This is a genomic window from Rhizobium sp. LjRoot258, from assembly GCF_964254185.1.
In the GTDB taxonomy this organism is placed as follows: domain Bacteria; phylum Pseudomonadota; class Alphaproteobacteria; order Rhizobiales; family Rhizobiaceae; genus Rhizobium.
In genome coordinates this window covers 3242529-3267998 of record NZ_CAXUST020000001.1, presented here as the reverse complement: position 1 = coordinate 3267998, position 25470 = coordinate 3242529, and the positions used below count along the sequence as shown (strand labels likewise).

Annotated in this window: 26 protein-coding genes; 16 read left to right on the top strand and 10 right to left on the bottom strand. The window is 61.5% G+C overall.

Going from position 1 to position 25470, the window contains the following annotated elements:
- Window positions 1-74: 74 nt before the first annotated feature.
- Window positions 75-1079: an ABC transporter permease gene (locus ACSQ9D_RS16050; RefSeq protein ID WP_436283024.1), complete on the top strand. Its 1005-nt coding sequence runs from the start codon at window positions 75-77 to the stop codon at window positions 1077-1079.
- Window positions 1080-1166: 87 nt separating this feature from the next.
- A complete protein-coding gene (locus ACSQ9D_RS16045) occupies window positions 1167-2114 on the top strand; it encodes a substrate-binding domain-containing protein (RefSeq protein ID WP_037119650.1) in 948 nt (315 codons plus the stop codon).
- 64 nt (window positions 2115-2178) lie between these two features.
- On the opposite strand, the gene ACSQ9D_RS16040 is transcribed toward ACSQ9D_RS16045, so the two are convergent.
- Window positions 2179-3954 (bottom strand): tetratricopeptide repeat protein, encoded by a 1776-nt coding sequence (locus ACSQ9D_RS16040; RefSeq protein WP_436283023.1) that lies wholly within the window; start codon window positions 3952-3954, stop codon window positions 2179-2181.
- Between the two features lie 292 nt (window positions 3955-4246).
- Between ACSQ9D_RS16040 and ACSQ9D_RS16035 the strand changes: the two genes are divergently transcribed.
- The 4 genes from ACSQ9D_RS16035 (at window position 4247) to ACSQ9D_RS16020 (ending at window position 9262) form a co-directional block, all read left to right on the top strand.
- Complete coding sequence (locus tag ACSQ9D_RS16035) at window positions 4247-5299, top strand: sugar phosphate isomerase/epimerase family protein (RefSeq protein WP_024314889.1); 1053 nt, start codon at window positions 4247-4249, stop codon at window positions 5297-5299.
- Window positions 5300-5396: 97 nt separating this feature from the next.
- A complete protein-coding gene (locus tag ACSQ9D_RS16030) occupies window positions 5397-6584 on the top strand; it encodes a Gfo/Idh/MocA family protein (RefSeq protein ID WP_436283022.1) in 1188 nt (395 codons plus the stop codon).
- Window positions 6585-6708: 124 nt separating this feature from the next.
- Window positions 6709-7092, top strand: coding sequence for a hypothetical protein (locus ACSQ9D_RS16025; RefSeq protein WP_037119643.1), 384 nt, complete (start codon window positions 6709-6711; stop codon window positions 7090-7092).
- Window positions 7093-7660: 568 nt separating this feature from the next.
- On the top strand, window positions 7661-9262 hold the full coding sequence (locus ACSQ9D_RS16020; RefSeq protein WP_436283021.1) for an ABC-F family ATP-binding cassette domain-containing protein: 1602 nt from the start codon (window positions 7661-7663) through the stop codon (window positions 9260-9262).
- A gap of 39 nt (window positions 9263-9301) precedes the next feature.
- On the opposite strand, the gene ACSQ9D_RS16015 is transcribed toward ACSQ9D_RS16020, so the two are convergent.
- Window positions 9302-9505 carry a hypothetical protein gene (locus ACSQ9D_RS16015; RefSeq protein ID WP_436283020.1) on the bottom strand — a complete coding sequence of 68 codons (204 nt, stop codon included), beginning with the start codon at window positions 9503-9505 and terminating at the stop codon, window positions 9302-9304.
- A 94-nt stretch (window positions 9506-9599) separates the two neighbouring features.
- On the opposite strand from ACSQ9D_RS16015, the gene ACSQ9D_RS16010 reads away from it, so the two are divergent.
- Window positions 9600-9725: a hypothetical protein gene (locus ACSQ9D_RS16010; protein WP_436283019.1), complete on the top strand. Its 126-nt coding sequence runs from the start codon at window positions 9600-9602 to the stop codon at window positions 9723-9725.
- A gap of 49 nt (window positions 9726-9774) precedes the next feature.
- Here ACSQ9D_RS16010 and ACSQ9D_RS16005 read toward each other — a convergent pair whose 3' ends face one another.
- Together ACSQ9D_RS16005 and ACSQ9D_RS16000 are read right to left on the bottom strand one after the other, a co-directional pair.
- The gene (locus ACSQ9D_RS16005; RefSeq protein WP_436283018.1) at window positions 9775-10503 is read right to left on the bottom strand and encodes an esterase family protein; all 729 of its coding nucleotides are present in this window, start codon (window positions 10501-10503) and stop codon (window positions 9775-9777) included.
- Window positions 10500-11465: an acetylxylan esterase gene (locus ACSQ9D_RS16000; RefSeq protein WP_436283017.1), complete on the bottom strand. Its 966-nt coding sequence runs from the start codon at window positions 11463-11465 to the stop codon at window positions 10500-10502. The genes ACSQ9D_RS16005 and ACSQ9D_RS16000 overlap by 4 nt, the downstream gene beginning before the upstream one ends.
- Before the next feature lie 168 nt (window positions 11466-11633).
- Between ACSQ9D_RS16000 and ACSQ9D_RS15995 the strand changes: the two genes are divergently transcribed.
- The 3 genes from ACSQ9D_RS15995 to ACSQ9D_RS15985 all read left to right on the top strand — a co-directional run bounded on the left by ACSQ9D_RS15995 (window position 11634) and on the right by ACSQ9D_RS15985 (window position 15961).
- Window positions 11634-13007 carry a GH1 family beta-glucosidase gene (locus tag ACSQ9D_RS15995; RefSeq protein WP_436283016.1) on the top strand — a complete coding sequence of 458 codons (1374 nt, stop codon included), beginning with the start codon at window positions 11634-11636 and terminating at the stop codon, window positions 13005-13007.
- Window positions 13008-13046: 39 nt separating this feature from the next.
- Window positions 13047-13595, top strand: coding sequence for an NADPH-dependent FMN reductase (locus ACSQ9D_RS15990; protein WP_436283015.1), 549 nt, complete (start codon window positions 13047-13049; stop codon window positions 13593-13595).
- A gap of 155 nt (window positions 13596-13750) precedes the next feature.
- A complete protein-coding gene (locus tag ACSQ9D_RS15985; RefSeq protein ID WP_436283014.1) occupies window positions 13751-15961 on the top strand; it encodes a putative bifunctional diguanylate cyclase/phosphodiesterase in 2211 nt (736 codons plus the stop codon).
- A 17-nt stretch (window positions 15962-15978) separates the two neighbouring features.
- On the opposite strand, the gene trhO is transcribed toward ACSQ9D_RS15985, so the two are convergent.
- From trhO to ACSQ9D_RS15970, 3 genes are read right to left on the bottom strand one after another with little or no spacing between them, the layout of a single operon-like run.
- Window positions 15979-16920, bottom strand: a complete 942-nt coding sequence (gene trhO, locus ACSQ9D_RS15980; protein WP_436283013.1) for an oxygen-dependent tRNA uridine(34) hydroxylase TrhO — start codon at window positions 16918-16920, stop codon at window positions 15979-15981.
- Window positions 16921-16966: 46 nt separating this feature from the next.
- A complete protein-coding gene (locus tag ACSQ9D_RS15975) occupies window positions 16967-17875 on the bottom strand; it encodes a CHAD domain-containing protein (RefSeq protein ID WP_436283012.1) in 909 nt (302 codons plus the stop codon).
- Complete coding sequence (locus tag ACSQ9D_RS15970) at window positions 17853-18341, bottom strand: CYTH domain-containing protein (RefSeq protein WP_436283011.1); 489 nt, start codon at window positions 18339-18341, stop codon at window positions 17853-17855. Before ACSQ9D_RS15970 ends, ACSQ9D_RS15975 begins: the two co-directional genes overlap by 23 nt.
- A gap of 156 nt (window positions 18342-18497) precedes the next feature.
- Here ACSQ9D_RS15970 and ACSQ9D_RS15965 point away from each other — a divergent pair, with 156 nt between their 5' ends.
- The 4 genes from ACSQ9D_RS15965 (at window position 18498) to ACSQ9D_RS15950 (ending at window position 20931) form a co-directional block, all read left to right on the top strand.
- The gene (locus tag ACSQ9D_RS15965) at window positions 18498-19136 is read left to right on the top strand and encodes a 2-dehydro-3-deoxy-phosphogluconate aldolase (protein ID WP_436283010.1); all 639 of its coding nucleotides are present in this window, start codon (window positions 18498-18500) and stop codon (window positions 19134-19136) included.
- Window positions 19137-19245: 109 nt separating this feature from the next.
- Window positions 19246-19956, top strand: coding sequence for a tellurite resistance TerB family protein (locus ACSQ9D_RS15960; RefSeq protein ID WP_436283009.1), 711 nt, complete (start codon window positions 19246-19248; stop codon window positions 19954-19956).
- 70 nt (window positions 19957-20026) lie between these two features.
- Window positions 20027-20719, top strand: coding sequence for a GNAT family N-acetyltransferase (locus ACSQ9D_RS15955; protein WP_436283008.1), 693 nt, complete (start codon window positions 20027-20029; stop codon window positions 20717-20719).
- Window positions 20716-20931 (top strand): hypothetical protein, encoded by a 216-nt coding sequence (locus ACSQ9D_RS15950; protein ID WP_436283007.1) that lies wholly within the window; start codon window positions 20716-20718, stop codon window positions 20929-20931. The genes ACSQ9D_RS15955 and ACSQ9D_RS15950 overlap by 4 nt, the downstream gene beginning before the upstream one ends.
- An 8-nt stretch (window positions 20932-20939) precedes the next feature.
- Here the strand turns inward: ACSQ9D_RS15950 and ACSQ9D_RS15945 are convergent, their stop codons facing one another.
- The 3 genes from ACSQ9D_RS15945 to ACSQ9D_RS15935 form a co-directional block, all read right to left on the bottom strand.
- Window positions 20940-22019 carry a nickel/cobalt transporter gene (locus ACSQ9D_RS15945; protein ID WP_436283006.1) on the bottom strand — a complete coding sequence of 360 codons (1080 nt, stop codon included), beginning with the start codon at window positions 22017-22019 and terminating at the stop codon, window positions 20940-20942.
- Window positions 22013-22654: a DUF1007 family protein gene (locus ACSQ9D_RS15940; RefSeq protein ID WP_037119613.1), complete on the bottom strand. Its 642-nt coding sequence runs from the start codon at window positions 22652-22654 to the stop codon at window positions 22013-22015. The genes ACSQ9D_RS15945 and ACSQ9D_RS15940 overlap by 7 nt, the downstream gene beginning before the upstream one ends.
- 88 nt (window positions 22655-22742) lie before the next feature.
- Window positions 22743-23636 (bottom strand): LysR family transcriptional regulator, encoded by an 894-nt coding sequence (locus tag ACSQ9D_RS15935; protein ID WP_072375361.1) that lies wholly within the window; start codon window positions 23634-23636, stop codon window positions 22743-22745.
- On the opposite strand from ACSQ9D_RS15935, the gene ACSQ9D_RS15930 reads away from it, so the two are divergent.
- Both ACSQ9D_RS15930 and odc2 read left to right on the top strand, forming a co-directional pair.
- Entirely contained in the window at window positions 23635-23793 is a 159-nt protein-coding gene (locus tag ACSQ9D_RS15930) for a hypothetical protein (protein WP_436283005.1), read from the top strand. The two genes, ACSQ9D_RS15935 and ACSQ9D_RS15930, sit on opposite strands and share 2 nt — an antisense overlap.
- A 412-nt stretch (window positions 23794-24205) precedes the next feature.
- On the top strand, window positions 24206-25339 hold the full coding sequence (gene odc2 / locus ACSQ9D_RS15925; protein ID WP_024315842.1) for an ornithine/lysine decarboxylase: 1134 nt from the start codon (window positions 24206-24208) through the stop codon (window positions 25337-25339).
- The last annotated feature ends 131 nt before the right edge of the window (window positions 25340-25470 follow it).

Genomic DNA, 25470 nt, shown 5'->3' with positions numbered 1-25470 from the left:
GGGGAGGCGGCTGCGTTCAGCGGGCCGCGCAGGTATGATGCCCATCTAATTTGGGGCGGGAGGTCGGTTTGGAGATGAGTGTGAACGAGGAGACCCGGCAAATCAGGCGTCGCCCCTGGCGGGATATCGATCTGCGGGCGGTTGCGCCTTTTGCAGCCCTGATATTGCTTTTGATCGTGGGGGCGATGGTCAACCCGAACTTCATCGGCATTACGAACCTTGCAAATGTCGCGACGCGCTGTGCCTTCATCGCCATCATTGCTGTCGGAGCCACCTTCGTCATCTCGGCGGGGGATCTCGATCTTTCGGTTGGTTCGATGGTGGCTTTCGTCGCCAGCCTGATGATCCTGTTGATGAATTCCGGCGTGATTGCCGATCCGACGTTGATGCTGATCGCCGCCGTCCTGTTTACGCTTGTTGCCGGCGCGCTCTGCGGGCTTGCCAATGGTCTGATTACCACCGTCGGCAGGATCGAGCCGTTTATCGCCACGCTCGGCACCATGGGTATCTATCGCGGCCTGACGACCTGGTTGTCGCAGGGCGGGGCGATTACGCTACGCTCGCCCGACATTCAGACGCTCTACCGTCCGGCCTATTTCGGCAGCATTCTCGGCGTGCCGGTGCCGATTGTCGTGATCCTGGCCGTGACTGCCGTTGCTGCCTTCATCCTCTACCGCACGCGTTACGGTCGGCACGTCGTCGCGGTCGGCTCGAACAGCGATGTCGCGCGCTATTCCGGCATTGCAGTCAATCGCGTGCGCACCATCGCCTTCGTCATCCAGGGACTGTGTGTTGCCATCGCCGTGCTGCTCTACGTGCCGCGCCTCGGCTCAACCTCGGCAACGACAGGTATTCTGTGGGAGCTACAGGCGATCACCGCCGTCGTCGTCGGCGGCACCGCGCTTAAGGGTGGTGCCGGCCGTGTCTGGGGTACGATCTGCGGCGCTTTCATTCTCGAGCTCGTCGGCAACATCATGCTGCTGTCGAACTTCATCAGCGAATATCTCATCGGTGCGATCCAGGGTGCGATCATCATCATCGCCATGCTGGTACAGCGCTCGCTGGTCCGCAAATCATAGCGGATCAGCTCCAGCAATTGGCCGGGATCACAGGGCGTCCGGTTGACGGGTAGGAAAAGTCCCTGACGTTTATTGGGAGGAAATAGAATGCGCAAACTCATGTTGGGTCTTGCGGTTGCGGCCGTCACGCTGGCGGGTACCGCATACGCACAGGACAAGAAGTTCACCATCGGCGTGTCCATTCCGGCCGCCGACCATGGCTGGACCTCAGGCGTCGTGTTCCATGCTGAACGCATCGCCAAGAAGCTGATGGAAGAGCATCCGGGCCTGAATGTCATCGTCAAGACCTCGCCGGACGCTGCCAGCCAGGCCAACGCCGTACAAGATCTTGACACGCAGGGCATCGATGCACTCGTCATCCTGCCGTCGGATCCGGATCCGCTCGTCAACGCAATCAAGGAAGTCAAGGGCAAGGGCAAGTACGTCGCTCTCGTCGACCGCGCGCCATCGACCAACGATGACTCCGTCCGCGACCTCTACGTTGCTGGCAACAATCCGGCGCTCGGTGAAGTCGCCGGCAAGTATATCGCTTCTCAGACGCCGGACGCCGAAGTGGTCATCATCCGCGGTCTGCCGATCCCGATCGATCAGCAGCGCCAGGACGGCTTCGACAAGGGCATTGCCGGCTCCAAGGTCAAGGTTCTCGACCGCCAGTACGGCAACTGGAACCGCGACGATGCCTTCAAGGTCATGCAGGACTACCTGACGAAGTATCCGAAGATCGACGTGGTCTGGTGCCAGGATGACGACATGGCTGTCGGCGTGCTGCAGGCGATCGAGCAGGCCAAGCGTACCGACATCAAGTATGTCGTTGCCGGCGCCGGCTCCAAGGACATGGTCAAGAAGGTCATGGACGGTGACAAGATGATCCCGGTCGACGTTCTCTATCCACCGGCAATGGTCGGCACGGCAATGGAACTGACGGCCGCTGGTCTCTACGACCAGGTGCCGGTTCGCGGCACCTTCGTCCTCGACGCGACGCTCGTCACGAAGGACAACGCCAAGGACTTCTACTTCCCGGATTCTCCGTTCTGATCCGAAAAGCCTAGTGCGGCGCCCGTTCGAAAGGACGGGCGCCTTTCCTTGATGGTGTCGCTTGCTAGCCGGGCAGGCCGGCGCTGGCGAGATCGGCGATGAAGCGGTTGATGAAGGCTTCGGTCATCACCGGATTGTCGCCGAAATAGAATTCCCGCCGGGCGTCGGCGCAGTTCATTCCCGGCCGGAAGCGATGAAGCCTGAAAATCGCTTCTCGAGCCTCGTCCGTTTCGCCTTGCCTTCCGAGGGTCGCAACCAGAACGATCGCCGGCCAGAAGGTGGCATTCGGTGAGCGGAGCGATGCACGGGCTGCCTTGGCTGCTTCCGCCATGTCGCCCAATTGATAGTTCGCGATGGCGAGAACGTTATGGAAGGTCCAAAGATGCGGATCGCGAGGACTGAGCCGGAACGCTTCCTTGATCTCGGCAATGCCCTCCGCGGGCCGCTCGACGTAGCAGAGTACCTGGCCGAGCGCGAAGTGAGCTTGCGCGAAACTCTGATCCAGTTGCAAGGCGTTATGCAGATGCGCAATTCCCGCCTCCGTCGCCCCATCAAGCGCAAGCGCTCTGCCCAAGGCGAGGTGCGCGGCGGGTTCCTTCTGATCCAGTCCGATCGCCCGTTCGGCAAGCTCGATCGCCTCGCAGATGCGCTCACCCCGCTCGTCAAGGGGGCCGTACCAGCCGAGCTGAATGTGAACGTAGGCCAAGCGGGCCTGTGCCTGCGCGAACGTCGGATCAATCCTGATCGCCTGTTCGAAAAGCGCCTTCGCGGTCTTCAGTTCGTCAAGCGTGAATCGGTAGAGATGCCAGAGACCCTTCAGGTAAATCTCCCAGGCGTCCATGTCGAGCACGGCGCGGCCGCGAAGAGCGGCGAACTCGATGGAGCCCAGTTCCGGCTCGATCGTTCCGGTGATCTCGGAAGCGAGCTGGTCCTGGACCTCGAAGATGTCGGCCAACGTCCGGTCGTAGCGTTCCGCCCAGAGCAGCGTGCCATCCGTGCCGCTCAGCAATTGCGCGGTGATGCGAACGCGATTGGCGGCGCGGCGCACGCTGCCTTCGAGCACGTACTTGACACCAAGATCCTCTGCCACCTGCCGCGCATTGGCCTGCCGACCCTTGTAGCTGAAGGAGGAATTGCGGGCGGCGACCAGCAGCCAGCGACAGCGCGCCAGCGTGGCGATCAGCTCGTCCGTGAAGCCGTCCGAGAAATGTTCCTGTTCCTCGATGCTCGACATGTTGCTGAAGGGCAGCACGGCGATCGAGGGGCGATTGCGCACGGGCCATGCGGCTTCTTCCTTCCACTCGGACGGCGGTGGCCGCTGCTCGCCTTGCGCCGTCCACCGCCAGACACGGATCGGTCGCTCGATGTTCTTGAGCCTGCGGTTGCCGAAATCGATCGCCCTGAAGTCAAGCTTCGACCGGATCTGGTCGTTGACCTGCTGGGAGGCGCAGATTCCACCTGGAGGCGCCAGAGCCTGCAGGCTTGCGGCGACGTTCACGCCGTCGCCGAAGATGTCGCCGTCCTCGACGAGCACATCGTCGACATGGATGCCAATCCGCCACAACATGCGTCGATCCGGCTCGATGGCCTCGTTGCGCTGAAGCAATGCTCTTTGAATTTCCATGGCGCAGCCGACGGCATCGACGACGCTCGCAAATTCCGCCAGCGTGCCGTCGCCGACAAATTTGACGACCCGTCCGTGATGCCTGCCGATGCTGGGGACGATGACTTCGCTGTTGTGTGCTTTCAGGTTCGCGAAAGTGCCGGTTTCGTCAAGGCCCATCAGCCGGGAAAAGCCGACAACATCCGCATCCAAGATTGCTGCCAGACGCCGCGTCATGCGCCAACCTCCTGGTCCAAAGACAGTAGCACGGCACGGCGTGATGTCTACCGCCGCACGACGCCGCAGGTGCTCGGATCGCAGGCAGGTGGTACAGTCGCGACGTGGTGGACAGGAGAAATGCGGTACGTACATCTTGCGGCCGGAGACAGGCCGTGATTAAGTCGGTCGCCTTTGATTTACGCCCGTTGGGGCAAATTTGCAGTTTCGCCGAAATCGGCTTGCAGACTGCAAATCGCGTGCTAGAACACTGCCAGAAACGTTTACGGTCATCTTTTAGGGAGGAATTGACATGAAAACGATCAAGGGTCCGGGCCTTTTCCTTGGACAGTTCGCGGGCGATGCCGCGCCGTTCAACTCGTGGGATTCGATCACCAAATGGGCGGCCGACATCGGCTACAAGGGCGTGCAGGTTCCGACCTGGGCCGGCCAGCTGATCGACCTCAAGAAGGCGGCCTCCTCGAAGGATTATTGCGACGAGTTCGCTGGCAAGGCGCGCGAAAACGGCGTCGAAGTTACCGAGCTTTCCACCCACCTTCAGGGCCAGCTCGTGGCCGTTCACCCGGCCTATGACGAAGCCTTCGACGGCTTTGCCGCACCTGAGGTGCGCGGCAATCCGAAGGCGCGCCAGGAATGGGCTGTCGAACAGGTGAAGATGGCGCTGACGGCCTCGAAGCATCTCGGCATCAAGGCACACGCGACCTTCTCCGGCGCGCTTGCCTGGCCGTTCGTCTATCCGTGGCCGCAGCGCCCTGCCGGCCTCGTCGAAACCGCGTTCGACGAGCTTGCCCGCCGCTGGAAGCCGATCCTCGACCATGCCGACGAGAACGGCGTCGACGTCTGCTACGAAATCCATCCCGGGGAAGACCTGCACGACGGCATCACCTACGAGATGTTCCTGGAGCGCGTCGGCAACCATCCGCGCGCAAACATGCTCTACGATCCGTCGCACTACGTCCTGCAGTGCCTCGACTATCTCGACAACATCGACATCTACAAAGACCGCATCAAGATGTTCCACGTCAAGGACGCGGAGTTCAACCCGACCGGCCGACAGGGCGTCTATGGCGGTTACCAGGGCTGGGTCGAGCGTGCCGGTCGCTTCCGTTCGCTCGGCGACGGCCAGGTCGATTTCGGCGCGGTCTTCTCCAAGATGACGGCCAACAACTTCGACGGCTGGGCCGTGGTCGAGTGGGAATGCGCGCTGAAGCATCCTGAGGACGGCGCGCGCGAAGGCGCCGAGTTCGTCAAGGCGCACATCATCCGCGTCACGGAAAAGGCGTTTGACGATTTTGCATCGGGCGGTACGGACCAGGCGGCCAACCGCCGCATGCTCGGTCTCTAAGACACCCGCCCTTGTTAACGGGAAGGGCTGATTGGAACGCTGCAGGAAGGGGTCATCCCTTCCCAGCCCCGCCCCCCACGCATTTCAGGAGGAACCAATGGCAATTGAAGCATCTACAGAACCGGCGCGCGAACCGCGTATCCGCCTCGGCATGGTCGGCGGCGGCGCGGGCGCATTCATTGGAGCGGTCCACCGCATCGCTGCCCGCATCGACGACCAGTACGATCTGATCGCCGGCGCGCTGTCGTCGACGCCGGAAAAGGCGATGGCGTCCGGCCGCGACCTCGGCCTCGATCCATCGCGCACCTATTCGAGCTACCGCGAGATGGCGATCCGCGAAGCGAAGCTGAAGAACGGCATTGAGGCCGTCTCGATCGTCACGCCGAACCACGTGCACTACGATGCCGCCAAGGAATTCCTGCGTCGTGGCATCCACGTCATCTGCGACAAGCCGCTGACATCGAACCTTGCCGACGCCAAGAAGCTGAAGAAGGTCGCCGACGAGAGCGGTGCGCTCTTCATCCTGACCCATAACTATACCGGCTACCCGATGGTCCGTCAGGCCCGCGAGATGATCGCCAACGGCGAGCTCGGCGATATCCGCATCGTCCAGGCCGAGTATCCGCAGGACTGGCTGACGGAAGCCGTGGAGCAGACTGGCGCCAAGCAGGCCGTCTGGCGCACCGACCCAGCACAGTCGGGAGCGGGCGGCTCGACCGGCGACATCGGCACGCATGCCTATAACCTCGCATCCTTCGTTTCCGGCCTCGAACTCGACAGCCTCGCCGCCGATCTCGACAGCTTCGTCGAAGGTCGTCGCCTCGACGACAACGCCCATGTGATGCTGCGCTTCAAAGCGAAGGGCAACGAAAAGCCGGCCAAGGGCATGCTCTGGTGCAGCCAAGTGGCGCCCGGTCATGAAAACGGCCTGAAGGTCCGCGTCTACGGCACCAAGGGTGGTTTGGAGTGGGTACAGGCGGATCCGAACTATCTCTGGTTCACGCCGTTCGGTGAGCAAAAGCGTTTGATCACCCGCAACGGCGCCGGTTCCGGCCCGGCCGCTGCCCGCGTTTCACGCATTCCCTCCGGTCATCCGGAAGGTTACCTTGAAGCCTTTGCGACGATCTACACGGAAGCCGCCCATGCCATCAACGCCCACAAGAAGGGCAAGGCCGTGGACAAGGCTGTCGTTTACCCGACGGTCGATGACGGCGTGAAGGGCGTTGCCTTCGTTGAGGCCTGCGTGGCTTCCTCGAAGAAGAACGGTGGCTGGGTCAAGGTCTGATCCTCACTCTGCCAGACTGAATGATACAACTATTGAGCGCGCTTCTGCAATATTAGGGAGTGCGCTCATTGTCGTTTAACAATGCTGTGGCAGAAATACGCGCAACCAGGTGGAGAGGCGTCCGATGAAATCTTCTGCTAGAGGTCTGACCTGCGCATTCGCGCTCGCCGCCTTTCCGGCGTTGTCGCAGGAAGTCCCCAATCGCGTGCCGAACTTCTATGCCGGCCAGCGTGTCCCCGGCACGGTGAACGTGCAGACGACGGTCTCCCTGTCGGTGCCGGTCGAGGCCGGGCAGGAAGCTGGCGAGCAGATCAAGGCCGCCCAGAAGGGGTTCTATCTGATGGCGGGCGGGCAGTGCGATCTCATTCTGCAGACGCTGGCGGAGAGCTGCCAGATCACCAATCTCACGAGCAGCGCGGATCTCAATCGCGGTTCGCGAAACGACATCGTCGTGCGGGGCACCGTGACGATGGCGGTGAAGCTCAAGGATAGCCAGCAGAAGCCGTAACCGTTCCTCGGCATTGTGGTCGAAGCGGCAAATCGGCCGCCTTGAGCCGACCGCCTGTTAGGCCGCGGCGGCCTGCTGGCGCTTGGTCCGTCGATGCTCAAGGGACCGCCGCCGGCGGGGCTGTGTCGTGGAACAAATCAATTCAGGGTCCGTTGCTTCACATGCGATTCCTGACCGTCGTCATAACCGGGCTTGCGCTGATCGCCCTGCCGCGCACCTCTTTGTGCTGCGGAACAAAATCGGACTGCCGAAAGCGGATTACTTTGTGGTGCAGCAGATCTATCGCGGTTGGTGGATGCGCCCTTTTCCTGCCGTTAGCGTGGCGGCTCGCCAATCTCGGGAACGCCATAGCGGTGCCAGACGACAGGACGGCGATGGTGCTTTTGACTGCGGCGGCGGTGCTATTGGCGCTCAGCCTCATTGCTGCCGCGGCAAGGCCATCCCCTTGATTTCAGCGTCCTGCCTGCCTAAATTGCGGTCGTCGCCAACACCAACAGGATGTGTGCAGCAATGGATTTCACCCCGATCGCAACGCCAGTTCGCCTTGCCATTCGGGAGTCCTTTATCCATGCCTGCATCCATTACCCTGTCCAATCTTTCGTGGTCCACGCCTGACGGGCGCGCGCTTCTTTCCAATCTCGACCTAAGTTTCGGCGCCGAGCGAACCGGCCTCGTCGGACGCAATGGCGTCGGCAAGACGACGCTTCTGAAGCTCGTCGCCGGTGAGTTGCAGCCGCAATCGGGCAGCATTGCCTTCGGCGGGCGGCTCGGCTTCCTGCGCCAGGCGGTGCAGGTGGAGGAGCGTGCGACGGTTGCCGATTTCTTCGGGGCCAGCGATGCGCTGGCCCTCCTGCGCCGTGCCGAGGTCGGCGAGACGACTGCCGACGAGATCGCCTTGGCGGATTGGACCATCGAGGCACGCATAGCCACGGCACTGGAGCGTATCGGGCTCGACGCCCAACCGGAAACCCTGTTCGCCTCGCTATCCGGAGGGCAGCGGACGCGCGTCGGTCTTGCTGCGCTTATCTTCTTTGAGCCCGATTTCCTCATACTCGACGAGCCGACCAATAATCTCGATCGCGACGGGCGCGAAGCTGTCATCGCATTGCTGGCCAGCTGGCGTGCCGGTGCTGTCGTCGTCAGCCACGATCGCGAACTGCTGGAGACCATGGATGCGATCATCGAGATTACCGCGCTCGGCGCCCGGCGATACGGCGGAAACTGGAGCGCGTTCCGGGAGCGCAAGGCCATTGAACTGGCTGCCACCGAGCACGATCTCGCAGACGCCGAAAGGCGCCTCGCCGATGTCGTCCGCAGCGCCCAGGTCACGGCGGAGCGGCAGGCACGCAGCGATCGCGCCGGGCGCAAGAAGGCGGCAAGGGGGGGTATGCCCCGCATCGTCGCCGGCGGCCTCCAGCGGCGGGCGGAAAACACCAGCGGCAACAAGGTTCGCCGCGGCGAAAAGCGCCGCGAGGAAGCGATGCAGGAGGCGTCGGCGGCGCGGGAGCGGATCGAGATCCTTCAGCTCTTCTCGGCTCAGCTTGCGTCGACGGGACTGCCGTCGGGCCGGGACGTCCTGAGGCTGTATGGCGTCACCGCCGGCTATCAGCCGGGTGAGCCCATCGTCCGAAACCTCTCTTTCGGCATCACCGGTCCTGATCGCGTGGCGATCGCCGGGCCGAATGGCTCGGGCAAGACGACGCTGCTCGCGTTGATTTCAGGCACACTGCAGCCATGGTCCGGTACGGTATCCGTCATGACCGGCTTTTCGCTGTTCGATCAGAGCGTCAGCCTGCTCGATCGAGCGCTGTCGATCCGCGAGAATTTCCGCAATCTCAATCCGCGAGCGAACGAAAATGCCTGCCGCGCGGCGCTGGCGCGTTTCATGTTCCGGGCAGACGCCGCTCTGCAGCAGGTCTCGACGCTCTCCGGCGGGCAGCTGTTGCGTGCCGGCCTTGCCTGCGTGCTCGGCGGCGCAAAGCCGCCGCCGCTCCTGATCCTCGACGAGCCGACCAACCATCTCGATATCGATTCCATCGCTGCCGTGGAGGCCGGCTTGCAGGCCTACGACGGCGCGCTGCTTGTCGTCAGTCACGACGAGGTGTTCCTGGAGAATATCGGCGTTGCGAGACGGCTTCAGCTACCTCTTGGCGAAGAGATCATTCTGTAAAGGGGCAGAGGAGACCGTCTGAGAGGGCTTGCAGGCGTACTAATGCCGGGCGCCGAGATGTTCGCTCCTATGCTGGATCGCGAGCTCGAGCCTGAGATAGGAGAGTTCGGTTGCGGCCGCCTCCCAGGCCCGCGCAGCCGGTTTCGCGACGCGCGAGATCATGTCGGCTTCATAGGCGCGAATGCCGCTTTGCCAGTCCTTGCCCTCAAGCAGATGACGCACGAGTTCTGCGGCATCGAGCATCGCCGCGTGGCACGCCCGATCCGAGCGACGGCCCCAGCAGCCTGATCTCGTTGACAGACAACGCGCGCGCAACGCGCGCGCGAAAGCGTCTGCGGTGCGCGAGGTGCTGCGCCAAGGGAGCGTGGGCGCTCTGGCGCGCTTCGGCGAAGACGAGATTACGACGCTTTGCGCCTTGTTGCGCCGCCTGAACGAAAACCTCGACCGGATGGTCGCGGAATAGTCAGCCGACGCCCCGCGACGCAGCTGTTATCAACCGCCCGCCCTGAGGATCAGATATAAAGCGCTGCCATCTTCCGCCAGGCGCCGGCACGATGGGCTCGCCCTTCCCAGACGTGTAGCTGGTGGCCGACCTGCTTTTCGGCAAGCAGACGGCTGAGGTAGTGATTGTTGTCAAGGAATGGATCGGCGTCACCGATCGTCAGAATGATCTCGATCTGGCGCAACTTCTCCAGCTGCCAGCCACCATCAAGCCCCGGCAGGAAGTGCGTCGGAGTGTGGAAATAGACTGTACTGTCGTAGTAGCCGTCGAACAGATCGCCGAAGGATTCGACCTTGATTGTCAGATCGTAGCGACCGGAAAAGGCGACGAGTTTGCGAAACAGATGCGGATGGCGAAAGACCAGACTAGCGGCCTGGAAGGCGCCGAGGCTGCAGCCATGCACGATGGTGCAATCATGCGCATTCCTCGAAGCCATCAGCGGCAGGACTTCATTCAGGATATAGTCTTCGAAGGCTGCATGGCGGTGAATACGCTCGGCTGGATGCCGATCGAAGCCGTAGAAGGTCTCGGCGGCCAGCCCCTCGATGCAATAGAGCTGGAGTTGGCCAGCCTCCAGCTTGCCGGCAAGGCTTTCAACAAGGCCGAGCCTTTCATATTCCCAGAAGCGTCCCTCGCGCGTGGGAAACATCAACACCTTGGCGCCGGCATGGCCGAACACCAGCAGTTCCATGTCGCGATGCAAGCGCGGACTATGCCAGCGCAAATATTCTCGGTTCATAACACCTTGAAAAAATGCCGGACCTTTTCACGCAGAAGCGCATTCTGTTCTGTGCTACCAGGATAGTCGAAGTGCCCGGCATCGAGGATGAAGGTTTCATTATATTTTGATGTCGGCAAAGCATTCGCCACCGCAAATTGGCAGGGCGGTGCGACGGCAGGGTCGAACAGCGCGACAGCAGCAAGCATCGGCACCTTGATCCGGATCGCGGCGCTTGCCGCATCGAACATGCGCAGGGCCTCGAGCACGCTTCCATGGTTCTTCTGGTAGGTCTGGACGGAATCGGCGCTGCCGACGGTCGGCAGTGTCAGCCATTGCTCCCGGTCGCCAAAGGTCGGAACGACGAGGTGGCCGCGATTGATGCGGAGATCGAATGGCATCGCCAAGGCGCCGATGCCGCCGCCGAAGCTGACGCCGCTATAGCCGATATGACCGGCAAGCCATGGATAGAGCGACAGAAGCGTTGAAACGGCAAGCCAGAGGTCATCGACGCAGCCACCGATGATGTAGTCGTCGGGCTTGTCGATATCCTGGACAACATGCCCCGATGCATCCGGCGGGATTGGCGGATGGGCGCTGAGCGACAGGCCGCGAAAGCAGAGGAAGAGGACCGCCGCGTCTTCGACGGGCAGATCGAAATCAGGTGCGTCGCGGCCACCATAGCCGTGACCCACCACCAGCCCGCGGCGCACCGGCCGGTCGGGCGGCAACAGCAGCCAACCGCCGATCCTGAATCCGCCGGTCGAGGTGTAGGCGATGTCGAGAACCTGCCAATCGGGATGCGTCAGCTTGCTTCTCCGGAGCACCGGCTGCGGGTCCGTCGCGATCGCCCTTTCGTACCGGGTCTGCCAAAACGAGTCGAAGCCGGGCGGCGCCTCCGGTGGCACGATCGCCTGAAGGTCGGGGAGCTTCATGCCGTAGGTCGGGTCGAAGGCAAATGGGTGTGTTAGGGGAATGCTCATGCGAAGGGTTTTTTCGCGAAAAGACGCACAATGCAAGGCAATGACTTTGGCAGTGCGCGGAACGGCGCGGAAGGCGCGACTGAAACGTTACAGCGCTGTCATTTCCACTCTGTACAACACCGGTCCGCTTGGCTAAACCGCCTTCGAAACCAAAAGAACGGGATTTCCATGATCGATCCGAAGACCCTTGCTGCCCGCTTCCCGGGCGATTTCACCTTTGGCGTCGCGACGGCCGCGTTCCAGATTGAAGGTGCTTCGAAGGCGGATGGCCGCAAGCCCTCCATCTGGGATGCCTTCTGCAACATGCCGGGCCGCGTCTACAATCGCGACAATGGCGACGTTGCCTGCGATCACTACAATCGGCTCGATCAGGATCTCGATCTCATCAAGTCCATGGGCGTCGAGGCCTATCGCTTCTCGATCGCCTGGCCGCGCATCATCCCGGACGGTAGCGGTCCGGTGAACGAGGCCGGCCTGGATTTCTACGATCGCCTCGTCGACGGCTGCAAAGCCCGGGGCATCAAGACTTTCGCAACGCTCTACCACTGGGATCTGCCGCTGCTTCTGGCCGGCGATGGCGGCTGGACGGCGCGCTCGACGGCCTATGCCTACCAGCGCTACGCCAAGACCGTGATGGCCCGCCTCGGCGACCGTCTCGACAGCGTCGCGACCTTCAATGAGCCGTGGTGCATCGTCTGGCTCAGCCACCTCTACGGCATTCATGCGCCGGGTGAGCGCAACATGCAGGCGGCACTCCACGCCATGCACCACATGAACCTCGCCCACGGTCTCGGCGTCGAGGCCATTCGCGCGGTAGCCCCGAATGTTCCCGTCGGCCTCGTGCTCAATGCTTCGTCGGTCATTCCGGGTTCGGAGAGCGCAGCCGACAAGGCCGCGGGCGAACGCGCGCACCAGTTCCACAACGGCGCTTTCTTCGATCCGGTCTTCAAGGGCGAATATCCGAAGGAATTCCTGGAAGCGCTTGGCGACCGTATGCCTGTTGTGGAAGACGGTGACCTCAGGATCATCAACCAGAAGCTCGACTGGTGGGGCCTCAACTACTACACGCCGCTGCGCGTTGCCGATGATCCGGCGAAGAACGGCGACTTCCCCTGGACGATCGAAGCGCCACGCGTCAGCGACGTGAAGACCGATATCGGCTGGGAGGTCTATGCACCGGGCCTGAGGAACGTCGTCGAGGACCTCTACCGTCGCTACGAGCTGCCGGAGTGCTACATCACCGAGAACGGCGCCTGCTACAACATGGACGTCGTCAACGGCGAGGTCGATGACCAGCCGCGCCTCGATTACTACAGCGATCATCTTGATGTCGTCGCCGACCTGATCAAGGACGGCTATCCGATGCGCGGCTATTTCGCTTGGAGCCTGATGGACAATTTCGAGTGGGCCGAGGGCTATCGCATGCGCTTCGGGCTCGTGCATGTCGATTATCACACGCAGGTCCGCACGGTGAAGAAGAGCGGCGAGTGGTACAGGGACCTTGCGGCGCAGTTTCCCAAGGGCAACCACAAGGCTAGCTGACACATGGCGCGAATCGCCGTCGTGCCTTAAAGCGGGCGCATGCAAAAGCCGCTTGTCCTCTATGCGCTCTGCGGCAGCCAGCGAATGGCTTCGACCAATCGCCGGCTGCTCGAAGCGCTGCGGGACAATGCACCCGTGGGCGTCTGCGTCGAGATCTGCGATCTGATTGGCGAACTGGCGATCTTCAACCCGGATCGTGAGGGCGAGAATACGCCTGCGCTCGTCGAAGAGTTTGCGGCTAAGGTCCGTGCGTGCGACGGCATCATCGTTGCCTGTCCGGAATACGCCCATGGCCTCCCGGGCGGGTTGAAGAACGCGTTGGATTGGCTGGTCTCCCGCGACGAGGTGCCGTTCAAGCCCGTGATGATCGCGCATGCCTCGCATCGCGGTGATTTCGCGCTGGAACAGCTGACTGAGGTCCTGCAGACGATGTCCTTCGACGTGGTCCATGACGCCTTTTTGCGGATTTCGTTGCTCGGCAAATCGGAGGACGCGCAGGCGTCTGTCCTCGCAGAGAGCGTCGAAAACCGCCGGCTCTTATCAGCGCTTGCAAAATTCTGCGCTGCAATCAATCGAAACAGGATCTAGTCTGATCGCTCAAGTTATTGGTAATATTGATCAAATCCGCACGAATCTGCGCCACTTCTAGCGCTCTTGCAAAATCGTGACGATTAATCGTTACATCGACCTTTAACCGTTTTTTGAGCCCTTGGCTGGCAGACTTCCGTGATAGGGAGCAGCGAATGCAGGCAATTTTCGGGGGCAGCAAAAAAGTTTCGGGCTTCGGTCGTCATGCGACCGTCGCCGGCGTGCTTTTTTCCTTTGCAATTGTCGTCGCGATCGTCACCGTCATGGTGCTGAGCGCGCTCGAACGCGTTGCGGACCGTTCGAATGTGCTGGACGACGAGCGCTCGCGGGAAACCATGTCCGGCGCGCTCAAGACCTTCGAAATGCAATTGAGCGCGACGCTCAACGATTACGCAGCCTGGGATGATGCCGCAGCGAACGTCTATGCGGCCGATGGCATGGCCTGGACGATCAGCAACTACGGCGAGATGTCGGTCAACAGTTCTCTCTTCGACATGGCGATCGTGATCGATGACGAGAAGAAGCCGATCATGGTCTATCGGGAAGGCAGACCGATGGACGGCGCGCTGGATGATTTCTTCTCCCCGTCGCTCTGGAGGCTCTTCGACAAAGTGAAGGTGGCGGGGCCGCAGGATAATCCGGAGGCGACGGGCTTCGTTGGCACGAAGGCCGGTATAGCAGTCGTCGGGGTGGCGCTGGTACGCGAGAAATCCGGTGCGCTCGACGTCTCGGCAGGAAAGCATCGCTATCTCATCTTCGCGCGACATCTCAGCGCCGACAAAGTTGCCGAGCTTGGTGCGACCTACGTTATCGACGGGTTGAAGCTGGTCGCTCCAAATTTCCAAGCTCCCTATTCGGTGGCGATCGCGGACGCGCAAGCGGTCACTCTTGGCAAGCTCATCTGGGTGTCGCGGGCGCCCGGCGATATCGGTTATGGTGAAGTTCGTCCGATGGTCGTCAAGGCGCTTGGACTTGTTGGCCTGTTCTTCGTTGTTCTGCTCATCATTGGCTGGCTGGCGCTGCGGCGCCTCAAGTCAGAAGAAATCAATGCCCGGGAAGAAGCAAACCGCGACCGGCTGAGCGGCCTGCTGAACCGCGATGGGCTTGGATCGGCCATCGACGCCTTCGTTGCCGAAGCGGCGCAAACACGCCGCAACGTGCTCATCCTTTATCTCGATCTCGACGGCTTCAAGGAAGTCAATGACGCTTATGGCCATGGTACCGGCGACCAGCTGATCCGCGCGGTCGCCGCCGGTCTTAACGTGCTCATTCCGCGGGGCGCCGTTCTCGCACGTATCGGCGGCGACGAATTCGCCATCGCCTTTGTCTCCGAAAGCGAGCATGCGGTTGCCCTGCAGCTTTCCGAGCAGATACTGGACTTCCTGGCAGAGCCTCTGGAGATTGGTCGCCGCGTCGTCGTCATCGGTGCGAGCATCGGTATCGCCATGTCGGAAGGCGGCACGATCGACCGCGAAGAGCTGGTGCGTCGGGCCGATCTTGCCATGTACAAGGCCAAGGAAGCTGGCCGTGCACGCATGACGCTTTACGATCCGGCGATGGACGCAGACCGCGGAGAGCGCAATGCGCTGGAACTCGATTTGCGGATGGCGATCGAAGGCGGCGACCTGCAGATTGCCTATCAGCCGCTGATCGATGCAGCGACCCATGAGATGACCGGTGTCGAAGCACTGGTGCGATGGAACCGCCCGGGACACGGCCCGGTCTCGCCCGAAGTATTTATCCCGATCGCGGAAACCAGCGGGCTTATCGAGGCGCTGGGGCTTTTCGTTCTGCGCAAGGCTTGCGAAACTGCCAAGCAATGGCCGGAACTGCGTGTCTCGGTGAATGTTTCTCCCGGCCAGTTCCGCAACCCGGCCTTTGCCGACTATGTCCGTTACGTGCTGAAGCAGACGGAGATCGAGGCCAAACGTGTGACGCTTGAAGTCACCGAAGGCTATATGATCCAGAACCCACAGCGAACCCGGCAGGCGATCGAGCGGCTGAAGGCGCTTGGCGTCAAGGTTGCGCTCGATGATTTCGGCTCGGGCTTTTCCTCCATCGGCTATTTGCGCCAGTTCGGCTTCGATCGCATCAAGATCGACCGCTCGTTGGTCATGGATATCCTCGAAAGCGATAGTCAGCGCGAAATGCTGCAGGCGACAGTGGCGCTTGCCCGGTCGCTCGACATTCCGGTTACCGCCGAGGGCATCGAGACCGAGGAGCAGGCCATTGCGGTGCGGCTCTTCGGCTGCGATACGCTACAGGGCTACTTCTTTGGCCGGCCGATGCCGGCCGATCAGATCACCGAGCGACTGATGCAGGCGCGCGCGGCGAAGGTTACCACCCGCCGCACCAATGCCGCCTGAAAACAGGTCGTCGCGCTTTAGCGTCCGATGTGCTTCTGCCCGCGCGTCTTGGCGAGCGCGATCTGGTGCTGCCGCTGGCGGTAGCGCAGGCGGTCGTCTTCGCTGCGCGTGTGGTAGCAGTTGCTGCAGGAGACGCCTTCCTCATAGTAAGGTGAGGTGATCTCCTCGGCCGTGATCGGATTGCGGCAGGCGTGGCAGAGCTTATGTTCCCCTTCCTTCAGGCCGTGCTCGACCGACACGCGTTCGTCGAAGACGAAGCAGGCGCCGTCCCAGAGGCTTTCTTCCTGCGGGATTTCCTCGAGATATTTCAGAATGCCACCCTTGAGATGGTAGACCTCGTCGAAACCCTGGTCCTTCATGAAGGCGGTTGCCTTCTCGCAGCGGATGCCGCCGGTGCAATACATGGCGATTTTGGGCTTGTTGTGCAGGCCGGTATTGTCGCGCACCCAGTCCGGAAATTCACGGAAGGTCTTCGTCTTCGGGTCAACAGCGCCGCGGAAGATACCGATCGCCGTCTCGTAGTCGTTGCGCGTATCGATGACGATCGTGTCCGGATCGGAGATCAGAGCATTCCAGTCCTGCGGTGCCACATAGGTGCCGACCACCTTGTTGGGGTCGATGTTTTCGACCCCCATGGTGACGATCTCCTTCTTGAGCTTCACCTTCATGCGAACGAAGGGCATCTTCGATGCGTGGCTTTCCTTGTGCTCGAGCGCGGCAAATTCCGGCTGGGCACGCAGATAGGCAAGCACCGTCCTGATACCCGCATCCGGGCCGGCGACCGTGCCATTGATCCCCTCATGCGCCAGAAGCAGCGTACCCTTCACACCATTTTCTTCGCAAAGCGCCTGCAGCGGCTCGCGCAGGCTTTCGAAGCGCGGCACCGAAACGAAATGGTAGAGAGCCGCAACGAGGAAGGGGCTCGTCGCAGACGTCGGTTGTGTGAGCGTGTCTGTCATGCGGCTGCAAATACAGCTTTCGGGCCTTTTGTGCAATTGGGGCGTTTCAGCTCACCTGCGCTCGCCACAGCAACTCGATCCGCTCCGCTTCCTCTTGCGGATCATCGGCGAAGACGTCCTCTGCCCGTTCCAACGCCGCATGTCGGTCCTCCTGCTGGCGGAAGATGATTGCATCGAGAAGATGTGCGAGGTCGTCGGCATTTGGAAAATGTTGCGGCTCGGCCTCCACCAGTGCGCAGAGCACGTCGAGGTCGTGGATATGGCCGAGCAGATCGATCAGGCTGCTTGTCACCTCGTATTTCGCCTTCATCGCCGCCGGCCAGAGCGGTCGAAGCAGCCGTTGGTATGCCCGGTAGTCCTGTGCCCGTTTGCGCAATGTGTGAAAGGTGTCCGCCGAGGCTTCGGCCTGGCAATGCGCGATGGCTTTCCCTGCCTTCAACGTTGTCTTGCGCCAGCCCTTGGCGACAAGCCGTGCATTCCGGCGCGGGCCACCGTTGAAGTGGACCTCTTCCACCGCTGCAATGGCGTCCTTCAGCACCTCCGGCGCTTCGGCGAGCTTCCTGTCGATATCCACCTCGGCGTCAGCCATGTTGTCCCGCCGACTTTCCAGTGCCGCGACAATGCGGCCAAGTGCTTTCGCCTCTTCGGCGTCGCGGGCGTTTTCCTTCAGGTAGGCGGCGGTCTCGATCAGCGCTGTCGCGTCTCGGATCGCCGACAGGGACGTTGCCACATCACGAAGCCGAGCGTTCTCGCGCTCGCAAAACTCCGGCACTTCGCTGGCCACCAGACGGTAGAGGGAGCGCAGGCGCTTCAGGTTCTTGCGAAAGGCGTGGATCGCCTCGTGCTTGCCCTCAGGCATTTCTGCAAGCGTGCGGAGCGCGTGAGAGAGCTGGCCGCCAGCGGCTTTCCTGAACTCTGCGGTGAAACTGTGGTCAGGCCGTATGCGAAAGGGCATGCCGATCGTGCTCGTATTCAGTGGCAAGCGCCTGGTTTGAATAGCGGAAATCGCCTGTCACCTCGCGGCCGACCCATGAAGGCAGCGTGGGGTTGTCGCTCTCCGAGCGCATCTCCACTTCGGCGATCACCAAGCCACGGTGCTGTCCGGCAAACACGTCGACCTCCCACACGAAACCGCCGTGGGGGACGCGATAGCGTGTCTTCTCGATGATAATGCCGATCGCGTCATCGAGCAGTTGTTCGGCGTCGGCGACGGGGATATCGTATTCGAATTCCTCGCGGGTCATCGTGCTGCGGCCGATCTTGACCGTCAGCCGCGCCTTGGTGTTGTCGAGCACGCGCACACGCACGGATCGATCGTCCATCGAGGCGATATAGCCTTGTTTTAAAATGGATTTCGTCTCGGCTCCGGAACGCCAGGCATCGCCGTGCACCAGAAACTTCCGTTCGATTTCTTTCGCCATTCCCGGTGAACCTTGTGTGACGATTTTATTACGCTAGCCTAATTCTATCGCCATGGGTACCCATTCTATTCCAAAGATGGGTTTCGGCTCGACAAAGCTTACCCTTGGGGTTATTTCGGGTCCCGAATTCAATCGTTTCAAAAGGATCACGCGGCCATGGGCGAGAAGACAGAAAAGCTCCTTTCCATCCTGAAACTCCAGCCAGTTGTCCCGGTCCTGATCGTCGATGACGTCAAGTCTGCCGTTTTGCTGGCGCGCGCTCTTGTCGCAGGCGGTCTGAAGGCGATCGAGATTACCATGCGCACGTCGGTCGCACTTGATGCCGTCCGCGCCGTTGCCGACGAGGTCGAAGGCGCCGAGGTCGGTGCCGGAACCATCCTCAATGTCGCTCATTGGGATGCCGCGGTCGCTGCCGGCTCGAGGTTCATCGTCAGCCCGGGCGCAACGCAGGAACTGCTCGATGCCGCGCGTTCTTCGTCCGTTCCCCTGCTGCCGGGTGCTGCGACCGCAAGCGAAGTCATGGCGCTGCGCGAAGAAGGTTATCAGGTGCTGAAGTTCTTCCCGGCAGAGCAGGCCGGCGGCGCTGCCTATCTCAAGGCGCTGTCCTCGCCGTTCGCCGGCACCGTTTTCTGCCCGACCGGCGGCATCTCGCTGAAGAATGCGATGGACTACCTGTCGCTGCCGAACGTCATCTGCGTTGGCGGCTCCTGGGTTGCGCCGAAGGAACTGATCGCCGCTGGCGATTGGGCCGGCATCACCAAGCTCGCATCGGAAGCGGCAGCGTTGAAGAGCTGATTTCGGGGCAGACCCATCATTCGATGCAGGTGGATTTCCCACCTGCATTTGTATTTCCCTCGCCAATACCTATCTCCCATCTGGCCTCTAGACAGGGAGATGATGAGGAATGTTCGACGCGAAGAAGCTTCTTGAGCAGTTCTTGGGTTCGCAGGTGCCGGGTGTCGGCGGTTCTGTCCGGGACCGGGCTGGTGACGCGGTCCAGATGGCCAAGGACAATCCGTGGAAAGCCGGTGCGCTGGCAACCGCGCTTCTCGGAACCAAGACCGGCCGCAGCATTGCCGGCAATGCGCTGACCATCGGCGGTCTGGCCGCAATCGCCGGCCTCGGCTATCAGGCCTACAAGAATTACCAGGCAGGGCAGGCGCCGGCGACGCCGTCCGACGCGCCGCCGCCGAAGACGGCCGTGCTGCCGCCGCCCGCCGAGTCCGGGTTCGGCGCCGCTTCGCCCGCTCAGAGCAACGAATTCGTGCTCGTTCTCATCCGCGCCATGATCGCGGCGGCGAAGGCTGATGGCCACATCGACGATGGCGAACGCGCGCTCATTCTCGACAAGGTCAAGGCCGCCGAGGTGAGCGGCGAGGCAGCCACCTTCATCGAACGGGAGCTGTCGCAGCCGACGGATATCGATGCGCTGGTTGCAGCCGCCGTCACCGAGGAGCAGCGGGTGGAACTCTACACCGCCTCGCGCCTGACCATCGAGCCGGATTCGCGCGCCGAGCGCGGCTACCTCGATCTGCTGGCCGGCCGCCTCGGTCTTCCCGATGCGCTCGTCGATCACATCGAGGCGACGGTTTCCTCCGCCAAGGTCAGTTTGTAAGGGCATCATCCGGCCAGTTGCCTTTCCCTGGCGGCTGGCCTAAGCCATGTCTCCTTATCTGGAGGAGCGCATGCGCGATCTATCGAATTTCAAGGGCTGCCCGGCACCACAGCCGGTAACCCTCAAGGGCCGTTTCGTCACCGTTGAACCCTATGTCCGCGAGCAGCATCTGCAGGCCTTGTGGGATGGACTCGGTGGCATGGCTATCAACCCGCTGCTGCGCTATTTCACCCAGCCCGACTTCACCGGCATGGAGGATTTCTCCAACTGGCTTCATTCGGTCGCCAAATCGGGCTGGCTGACGCACATCTTCCGTGACAACAGCTCCGGCAAGATCGTCGGCGTGGCGAACTACATGCGGGCGGATCCGGCCAATGGCGTGATCGAGGTCGGCGGCGTTGCGCACGGTCCCGACATGAAGCGCTCGCCGCTGTCCACGGAAGTCCATTACCTCATGGCCAAGCATATCTTCGAGACGCTCGGCTACCGGCGCTACGAGTGGAAATGCGACAATCTGAACGAGGCGAGCAAAACGACCGCGGCCCGCTACGGCTTCACCTTCGAAGGCGTGTTCCGACAGCATATGATCTCCAAGGGCCGCAACCGCGATACCGCGTGGTTTTCGATGATCGATTCCGAATGGCCCGTCTTGAACGCCGCGTTCGAGGCCTGGCTGTCGCCTGACAATTTCGATGCGGACGGCAAACAGAAGCGCCGACTGGAGGATATCCGCGCCGAGATCAGCAAGGAGCAGGCGGTATGACGGCTCCGAAATCGGAAAGCAGGTCGCAGGCGATTGCCGCGGCCGTCATCCTCGTGGCGGCAGGTCTCGTACTCTATTTCATGCCGACCATCGTTCTCAAGCTCGGCAGCTACTCGCCTTATCTGGCGGCTGCCGTCGGCGCCTGCCTGGTTTTCGCTTTCTTTGTCGTCTTCTGGCTAAGGGCGCGATACCAGCGCGGCCGCGGAAAGTAGCGCTTCCGCTAACCCTGCAGCGAGGCGCCGAGCAGCAGCGCGCCCATGGCAATCACGAGCAGGGCGCCGAGAATTTCGATCGTATTCCCGATCCAGATCGAAGCGGCAGAGCCACGGCCGGCAAGCCGCATCGCGGCGCTCTTGGCGGTGACGGCAAGCGTCGCCAGGATCGCGACTGTTATGGCGGTGCCAAACGACATGGCGATCACCGACAGCACGCCGCCGAGATAGAGGCCGTTCAGCAGCGAGAAGGTCATGACCAGCAGCGCGCCGGAGCAGGGGCGCAGGCCGACCGCGATGATGGCCGACCAGGCTTCCCGGATATTGAAGTTCTCCGCGCCGAGCAGGGACGGGTCGGGCATGTGCGATTGCCCGCAGGTCTCGCAGGCCATGCCCGCAATGAACTTGTGCCCGGCTTTGAGCGCTTGCGCCTCGCCGAAGGCGTAGCTTGCCCCCTGCTTCTGTGCCTCGTTGTCCCTCCAGTCCAGCATCATGCTGACGGGCCCGGAGGACGTTGCCATGACTTCGCGGCGCGGCATGCCGGCGACGATCGCGCGCAGCTTGCGAAACAGCAGCCAGCAACCGAAGAGGACGACCATGATGAAGCTCGCGATCTCCATCGCCTGTGTCGCTGCGGTGAGGGTAATGCCGGTGCCACGCAGCACCAACCATGCCCCGCCGACGAGCGCGATCGCCACAAGCCCTTGTAGGAAGGCGGACACGAAGGAGATCGACACGCCGCGTTTCAACTCGATTTCGTTCGCGATCATGTAGGAGGAAATGACAGCCTTGCCGTGTCCGGGACCGGCGGCATGGAAGACGCCATAGGCGAAGGAGAGGCCAATCAGTGTCCAGAGATGCCAGGAATCATCGCGCATGGTTTTGAGCGCGCCGGTCAGCGCGCGATAGAAGGCTTGCTGTTGCGCATTGATGTAAAGGAGAATGGGCGCGAGCGGCCCGCCGGTTGGCTGGAAGCTTGGCTCCGACGTGCCGATGCCGAGCGGCGATTGCGCATGCGCGACCGCTATGCCCGCGACGAGCACGAGTGCTACTCCCAGGGCAAGCGGTCGAAGCCGGTGCCTCAGCATGTCACGTCTAACCGCGTCGCAAAGAGCTTCGACATGTTCGTCCCCGTCGGGTCGTTGAAGAAGGCGTCGGTCAAGGACTGCTTGTTCTCGGCGATCACCTGGTCCGCATCGGGGCGGACGACCTGGTGCTTGCAGCTCTTGAAGCTGTCTCCGACCAGGACCAGCTCGTTATCGCTCGGAAAGTCGATCGACGTGTAGAGTGTCGGGTCGTAGACGCCGAAAGTCAGGCGGCCCTTGAGCGGCATTTTTTCCGCCGGCTTGACCGCGAAGAACATCAGGAGCTGGCCCTGCTTGTAGTCCACATGGATCAGATCGGGCTTCTCGACCTTGATGTTCTTACCGTTCATCGTGAGGTTCATGTAGTAGTCGTAGTCGACCAGCGAATCCCGCACCGTCTTACCGACCTCGGCCAGCTCGTTCGGATCGAGCTTCAGGTCGGTGTTCTTGTCGAAATCCAACACGACGGATGAAGAGAAGACCTCGTCGAAGCGCCAGACGTTGCGCAGTTCGGCAACATTGCCGTCATCGTCGGCGACGACCTCCAGCCGTGCCTCGACGAACACGTGCGGGTGCGCAAAGGCGGCGGCTGGCAGAAGCGACAGGAGCGACGCCATCAGGAATGTCGATTTCTTCATGCGTGCTCTTACTGCGGGATCCCGTTGTTCAGCTGAGTCCTTGCCAGTAAATGGGACGGAATTGGGACCGGCTGCATCGACAAGGTGGTCAGGGGTGCTTCCTGAACCAATTGTGAAGATAGTCGACGAAGATTCGCACCTTGGCCGGCAGATAGCGGCGGTGCGGGTAGACGGCATAGATGCCGCGATCGGTCGGAATGTAATCGTTGAAGAGGGTCACCAGCTCTCCGTCTTCGATCGGCTTGCGGGCGATGAAATCAGGGATCAGCGCAACGCCGATGCCGGCAAGGGCGGCGCGCAGCGTCGCATGGGGGCTGTTGACTTCCATTGGGCCGGTGACGGCAACCGCGAAGGAGCTATTGTCCGGATTGTAGAAGCGGATGCTGCCCTGGCTGCGCGCGTTGGTGTCGATGATGAAGGGGACGTTCGCGAGATCAGAGGGGTGGGCTAGCTCGGGATGGCGTTCGACGAAGTCGGGCGTTGCGCAAAGATGGACACGGAAATCCGAAATCTTGCGGGCGATCATGCCGGAGTCCTCGAGCTTGGTCACGCGGATCGCGACGTCGAAGCCTTCCTCGATGAGGTCGACGAACCTGTCGTCGGCCGCGATATCGAGGGCGAGATCGGGGTTTTCCTTCGCGAAATCGATCAGCGATTGCCCGACATCGGCATCGACGAAGGTGCGCGGCACCGAGACCTTCAGCCGGCCCTTCAGCTGCGCGTTGTTCTCGCGCACGAGATCGGCAAGGTTGTCGATTTCTTTGAGGATGTCGGAAGCGGTACGATAATAGGTGTGCCCGGCTTCGGTCATGGAGAACTGGCGGGTCGTACGGTTCAAAAGCAAGGCGCCGAGTTCGTCCTCCAATTCACGCACATACTTGGACAGCAGCGCCTTGGAACGGCCGGTGCGCCGCGCCGCGGCCGAAAAGCCTTCTGCTTCAACGACATCGATGAAGGCGCGGATGCGGGTGAGGGTGTCCATGGCTGTTGTCTCCGAGCGCGTCGAACCGGACGTCAAATCAATTGCTTGCCTGCCGTTTCACCACGTTGAACAAATTGCGGTGTATTGTTCAAATATTTTCTGCCGGGAGATGCGAAAAAACCGCTTGATTATGACGGCGAATATTCCTATCTCGTGATCAGCCCAAAGTCGCACGTGCCCATGGGTGTCCGCCGAACCCTCGAATTGGTGAGGAAATCGGTAAGGTACCTGGAATTAACCCCTCCAGTCGCTATTCCGGCCAACCGGAAAATGCGAGGACGCCTGAAGCAACGACGGTGCGGGCCTTTTTGTTCTCTCCCTGCTTTCCATCAGCGGGGGTTACTGAAGAGGCACACCTTCATTGCCGGAAGTGCGGTTGGGATTTTCCCTCCAATCCATGGCAGACAAAGCCGGATCCATGTCGCTTATGCGGCGTTGATTCATCATTTGCGCGATCCAAGCGCTTGCTAAGGTTCCGGGGTCTCCACCGGCTGGTTCCTGTGCGAGTGATTGGTTGCCCTTTGTCCTCCGGGTTTTCCCGGAGCTCTGGAATTGGAAGAGGGATTGATATGACCACTCAGCGCATCCGCGACTTTCTCGCAACCCGACGTCCCGATGGTCCCTGCCTCGTGGTCGACCTCGATGTCGTGCGCGACAACTTCTCTGCTTTCCGTCATGCGATGCCGGACAGTGCGATCTACTATGCCGTCAAGGCGAACCCGGCTCCTGAAGTCCTGAAGCTGCTCGCCAACATGGGTTCCAACTTCGATTGCGCGTCTGTCGCTGAAATCGAAATGGCGCTCAACGCCGGTGCGACGGCTGCCCGTATTTCCTACGGCAACACGATCAAGAAGGAACGCGACGTTGCCCGCGCGCATGCGCTCGGCGTCAGCCTCTTTGCGGTCGACAGCCACGAGGAAGTCGAGAAGATCTCGCGTGCCGCTCCCGGCGCGCGCGTGTTCTGCCGCGTTCTGACGGATGGCGAAGGCGCTGAGTGGCCGCTGTCGCGCAAGTTCGGCTGCGTGCCGCAGATGGCTGTCGACGTTCTCGTCTACGCTCATCAGCTCGGTCTTGAGTCCTACGGCGTGTCGTTCCACGTTGGTTCGCAGATGACCAAGGTCGATGCCTGGGATTCGGCTCTTGCCGATGCCAAGCGCGTCTTCGTCCAACTGGCCAAGCAGGGCATCCACCTGCAGATGGTCAACATGGGCGGCGGCTTCCCGACCAAGTATCTGCGCGACGTTCCATCGGCGGAAGCTTACGGTCGTGCGATCTACCAGAGCCTGCGCAATCACTTCGGCAACCAGCTTCCGAAGACGATCATCGAGCCGGGCCGCGGCATGGTCGGCAATGCCGGTGTCATCAAGACGGAGGTCGTGCTGATTTCGAAGAAGTCGGACAACGACGCTGCCCGCTGGGTGTTCCTCGACATCGGCAAGTTCGGCGGGCTCGCCGAAACGATGGACGAAGCCATTCGTTACCCGATCCGCACCGAGCGTGACGGCGACGAAATGGAGCCTTGCGTGATTGCCGGCCCGACCTGCGATTCGGCCGACGTGCTGTACGAAAAGAATCTCTATCCGCTGCCGATCTCCCTTTCGATCGGCGACGAGATCCTGATCGAAGGCACCGGCGCCTACACGACCACCTATTCGGCGGTCGCGTTCAATGGCTTCGAGCCGCTGAAGGCCTACGTTATCTAGCACATGACCCCTCAGATCTTCTGATCTGAGGAAAGGCTCATGGGCCAAGAATCGACTTTGCCTGCCCCGTAGCCAGCCGGGGCGGCACCCTCACAATTCATATCAATCGCCGCTCATAACGGTTTTGGGTA

Excerpts from the sequence above, each read along its gene's own strand:
- ACSQ9D_RS16020 (WP_436283021.1), top strand. The coding sequence starts at position 7,661 with ATGCCTGCATCCATTACCCTGTCCAATCTTTCGTGGTCCACGCCTGAC.
- ACSQ9D_RS15975 (WP_436283012.1), bottom strand. The coding sequence starts at position 17,875 with ATGCCCTTTCGCATACGGCCTGACCACAGTTTCACCGCAGAGTTCAGG.
- ACSQ9D_RS16045 (WP_037119650.1), top strand. The coding sequence starts at position 1,167 with ATGCGCAAACTCATGTTGGGTCTTGCGGTTGCGGCCGTCACGCTGGCG.
- trhO (WP_436283013.1), bottom strand. The coding sequence starts at position 16,920 with ATGACAGACACGCTCACACAACCGACGTCTGCGACGAGCCCCTTCCTC.
- ACSQ9D_RS15940 (WP_037119613.1), bottom strand. The coding sequence starts at position 22,654 with ATGAAGAAATCGACATTCCTGATGGCGTCGCTCCTGTCGCTTCTGCCA.
- ACSQ9D_RS15955 (WP_436283008.1), top strand. The coding sequence starts at position 20,027 with ATGCGCGATCTATCGAATTTCAAGGGCTGCCCGGCACCACAGCCGGTA.
- odc2 (WP_024315842.1), top strand. The coding sequence starts at position 24,206 with ATGACCACTCAGCGCATCCGCGACTTTCTCGCAACCCGACGTCCCGAT.
- ACSQ9D_RS15965 (WP_436283010.1), top strand. The coding sequence starts at position 18,498 with ATGGGCGAGAAGACAGAAAAGCTCCTTTCCATCCTGAAACTCCAGCCA.
- ACSQ9D_RS16025 (WP_037119643.1), top strand. The coding sequence starts at position 6,709 with ATGAAATCTTCTGCTAGAGGTCTGACCTGCGCATTCGCGCTCGCCGCC.
- ACSQ9D_RS15990 (WP_436283015.1), top strand. The coding sequence starts at position 13,047 with ATGCAAAAGCCGCTTGTCCTCTATGCGCTCTGCGGCAGCCAGCGAATG.
- ACSQ9D_RS15950 (WP_436283007.1), top strand. The coding sequence starts at position 20,716 with ATGACGGCTCCGAAATCGGAAAGCAGGTCGCAGGCGATTGCCGCGGCC.
- ACSQ9D_RS16050 (WP_436283024.1), top strand. The coding sequence starts at position 75 with ATGAGTGTGAACGAGGAGACCCGGCAAATCAGGCGTCGCCCCTGGCGG.
- ACSQ9D_RS15935 (WP_072375361.1), bottom strand. The coding sequence starts at position 23,636 with ATGGACACCCTCACCCGCATCCGCGCCTTCATCGATGTCGTTGAAGCA.
- ACSQ9D_RS16030 (WP_436283022.1), top strand. The coding sequence starts at position 5,397 with ATGGCAATTGAAGCATCTACAGAACCGGCGCGCGAACCGCGTATCCGC.
- ACSQ9D_RS15945 (WP_436283006.1), bottom strand. The coding sequence starts at position 22,019 with ATGCTGAGGCACCGGCTTCGACCGCTTGCCCTGGGAGTAGCACTCGTG.
- ACSQ9D_RS16015 (WP_436283020.1), bottom strand. The coding sequence starts at position 9,505 with ATGCTCGATGCCGCAGAACTCGTGCGTCATCTGCTTGAGGGCAAGGAC.
- ACSQ9D_RS15985 (WP_436283014.1), top strand. The coding sequence starts at position 13,751 with ATGCAGGCAATTTTCGGGGGCAGCAAAAAAGTTTCGGGCTTCGGTCGT.
- ACSQ9D_RS16005 (WP_436283018.1), bottom strand. The coding sequence starts at position 10,503 with ATGAACCGAGAATATTTGCGCTGGCATAGTCCGCGCTTGCATCGCGAC.
- ACSQ9D_RS15930 (WP_436283005.1), top strand. The coding sequence starts at position 23,635 with ATGGCTGTTGTCTCCGAGCGCGTCGAACCGGACGTCAAATCAATTGCT.
- ACSQ9D_RS16035 (WP_024314889.1), top strand. The coding sequence starts at position 4,247 with ATGAAAACGATCAAGGGTCCGGGCCTTTTCCTTGGACAGTTCGCGGGC.
- ACSQ9D_RS16040 (WP_436283023.1), bottom strand. The coding sequence starts at position 3,954 with ATGACGCGGCGTCTGGCAGCAATCTTGGATGCGGATGTTGTCGGCTTT.
- ACSQ9D_RS15960 (WP_436283009.1), top strand. The coding sequence starts at position 19,246 with ATGTTCGACGCGAAGAAGCTTCTTGAGCAGTTCTTGGGTTCGCAGGTG.
- ACSQ9D_RS15970 (WP_436283011.1), bottom strand. The coding sequence starts at position 18,341 with ATGGCGAAAGAAATCGAACGGAAGTTTCTGGTGCACGGCGATGCCTGG.
- ACSQ9D_RS16000 (WP_436283017.1), bottom strand. The coding sequence starts at position 11,465 with ATGAGCATTCCCCTAACACACCCATTTGCCTTCGACCCGACCTACGGC.
- ACSQ9D_RS15995 (WP_436283016.1), top strand. The coding sequence starts at position 11,634 with ATGATCGATCCGAAGACCCTTGCTGCCCGCTTCCCGGGCGATTTCACC.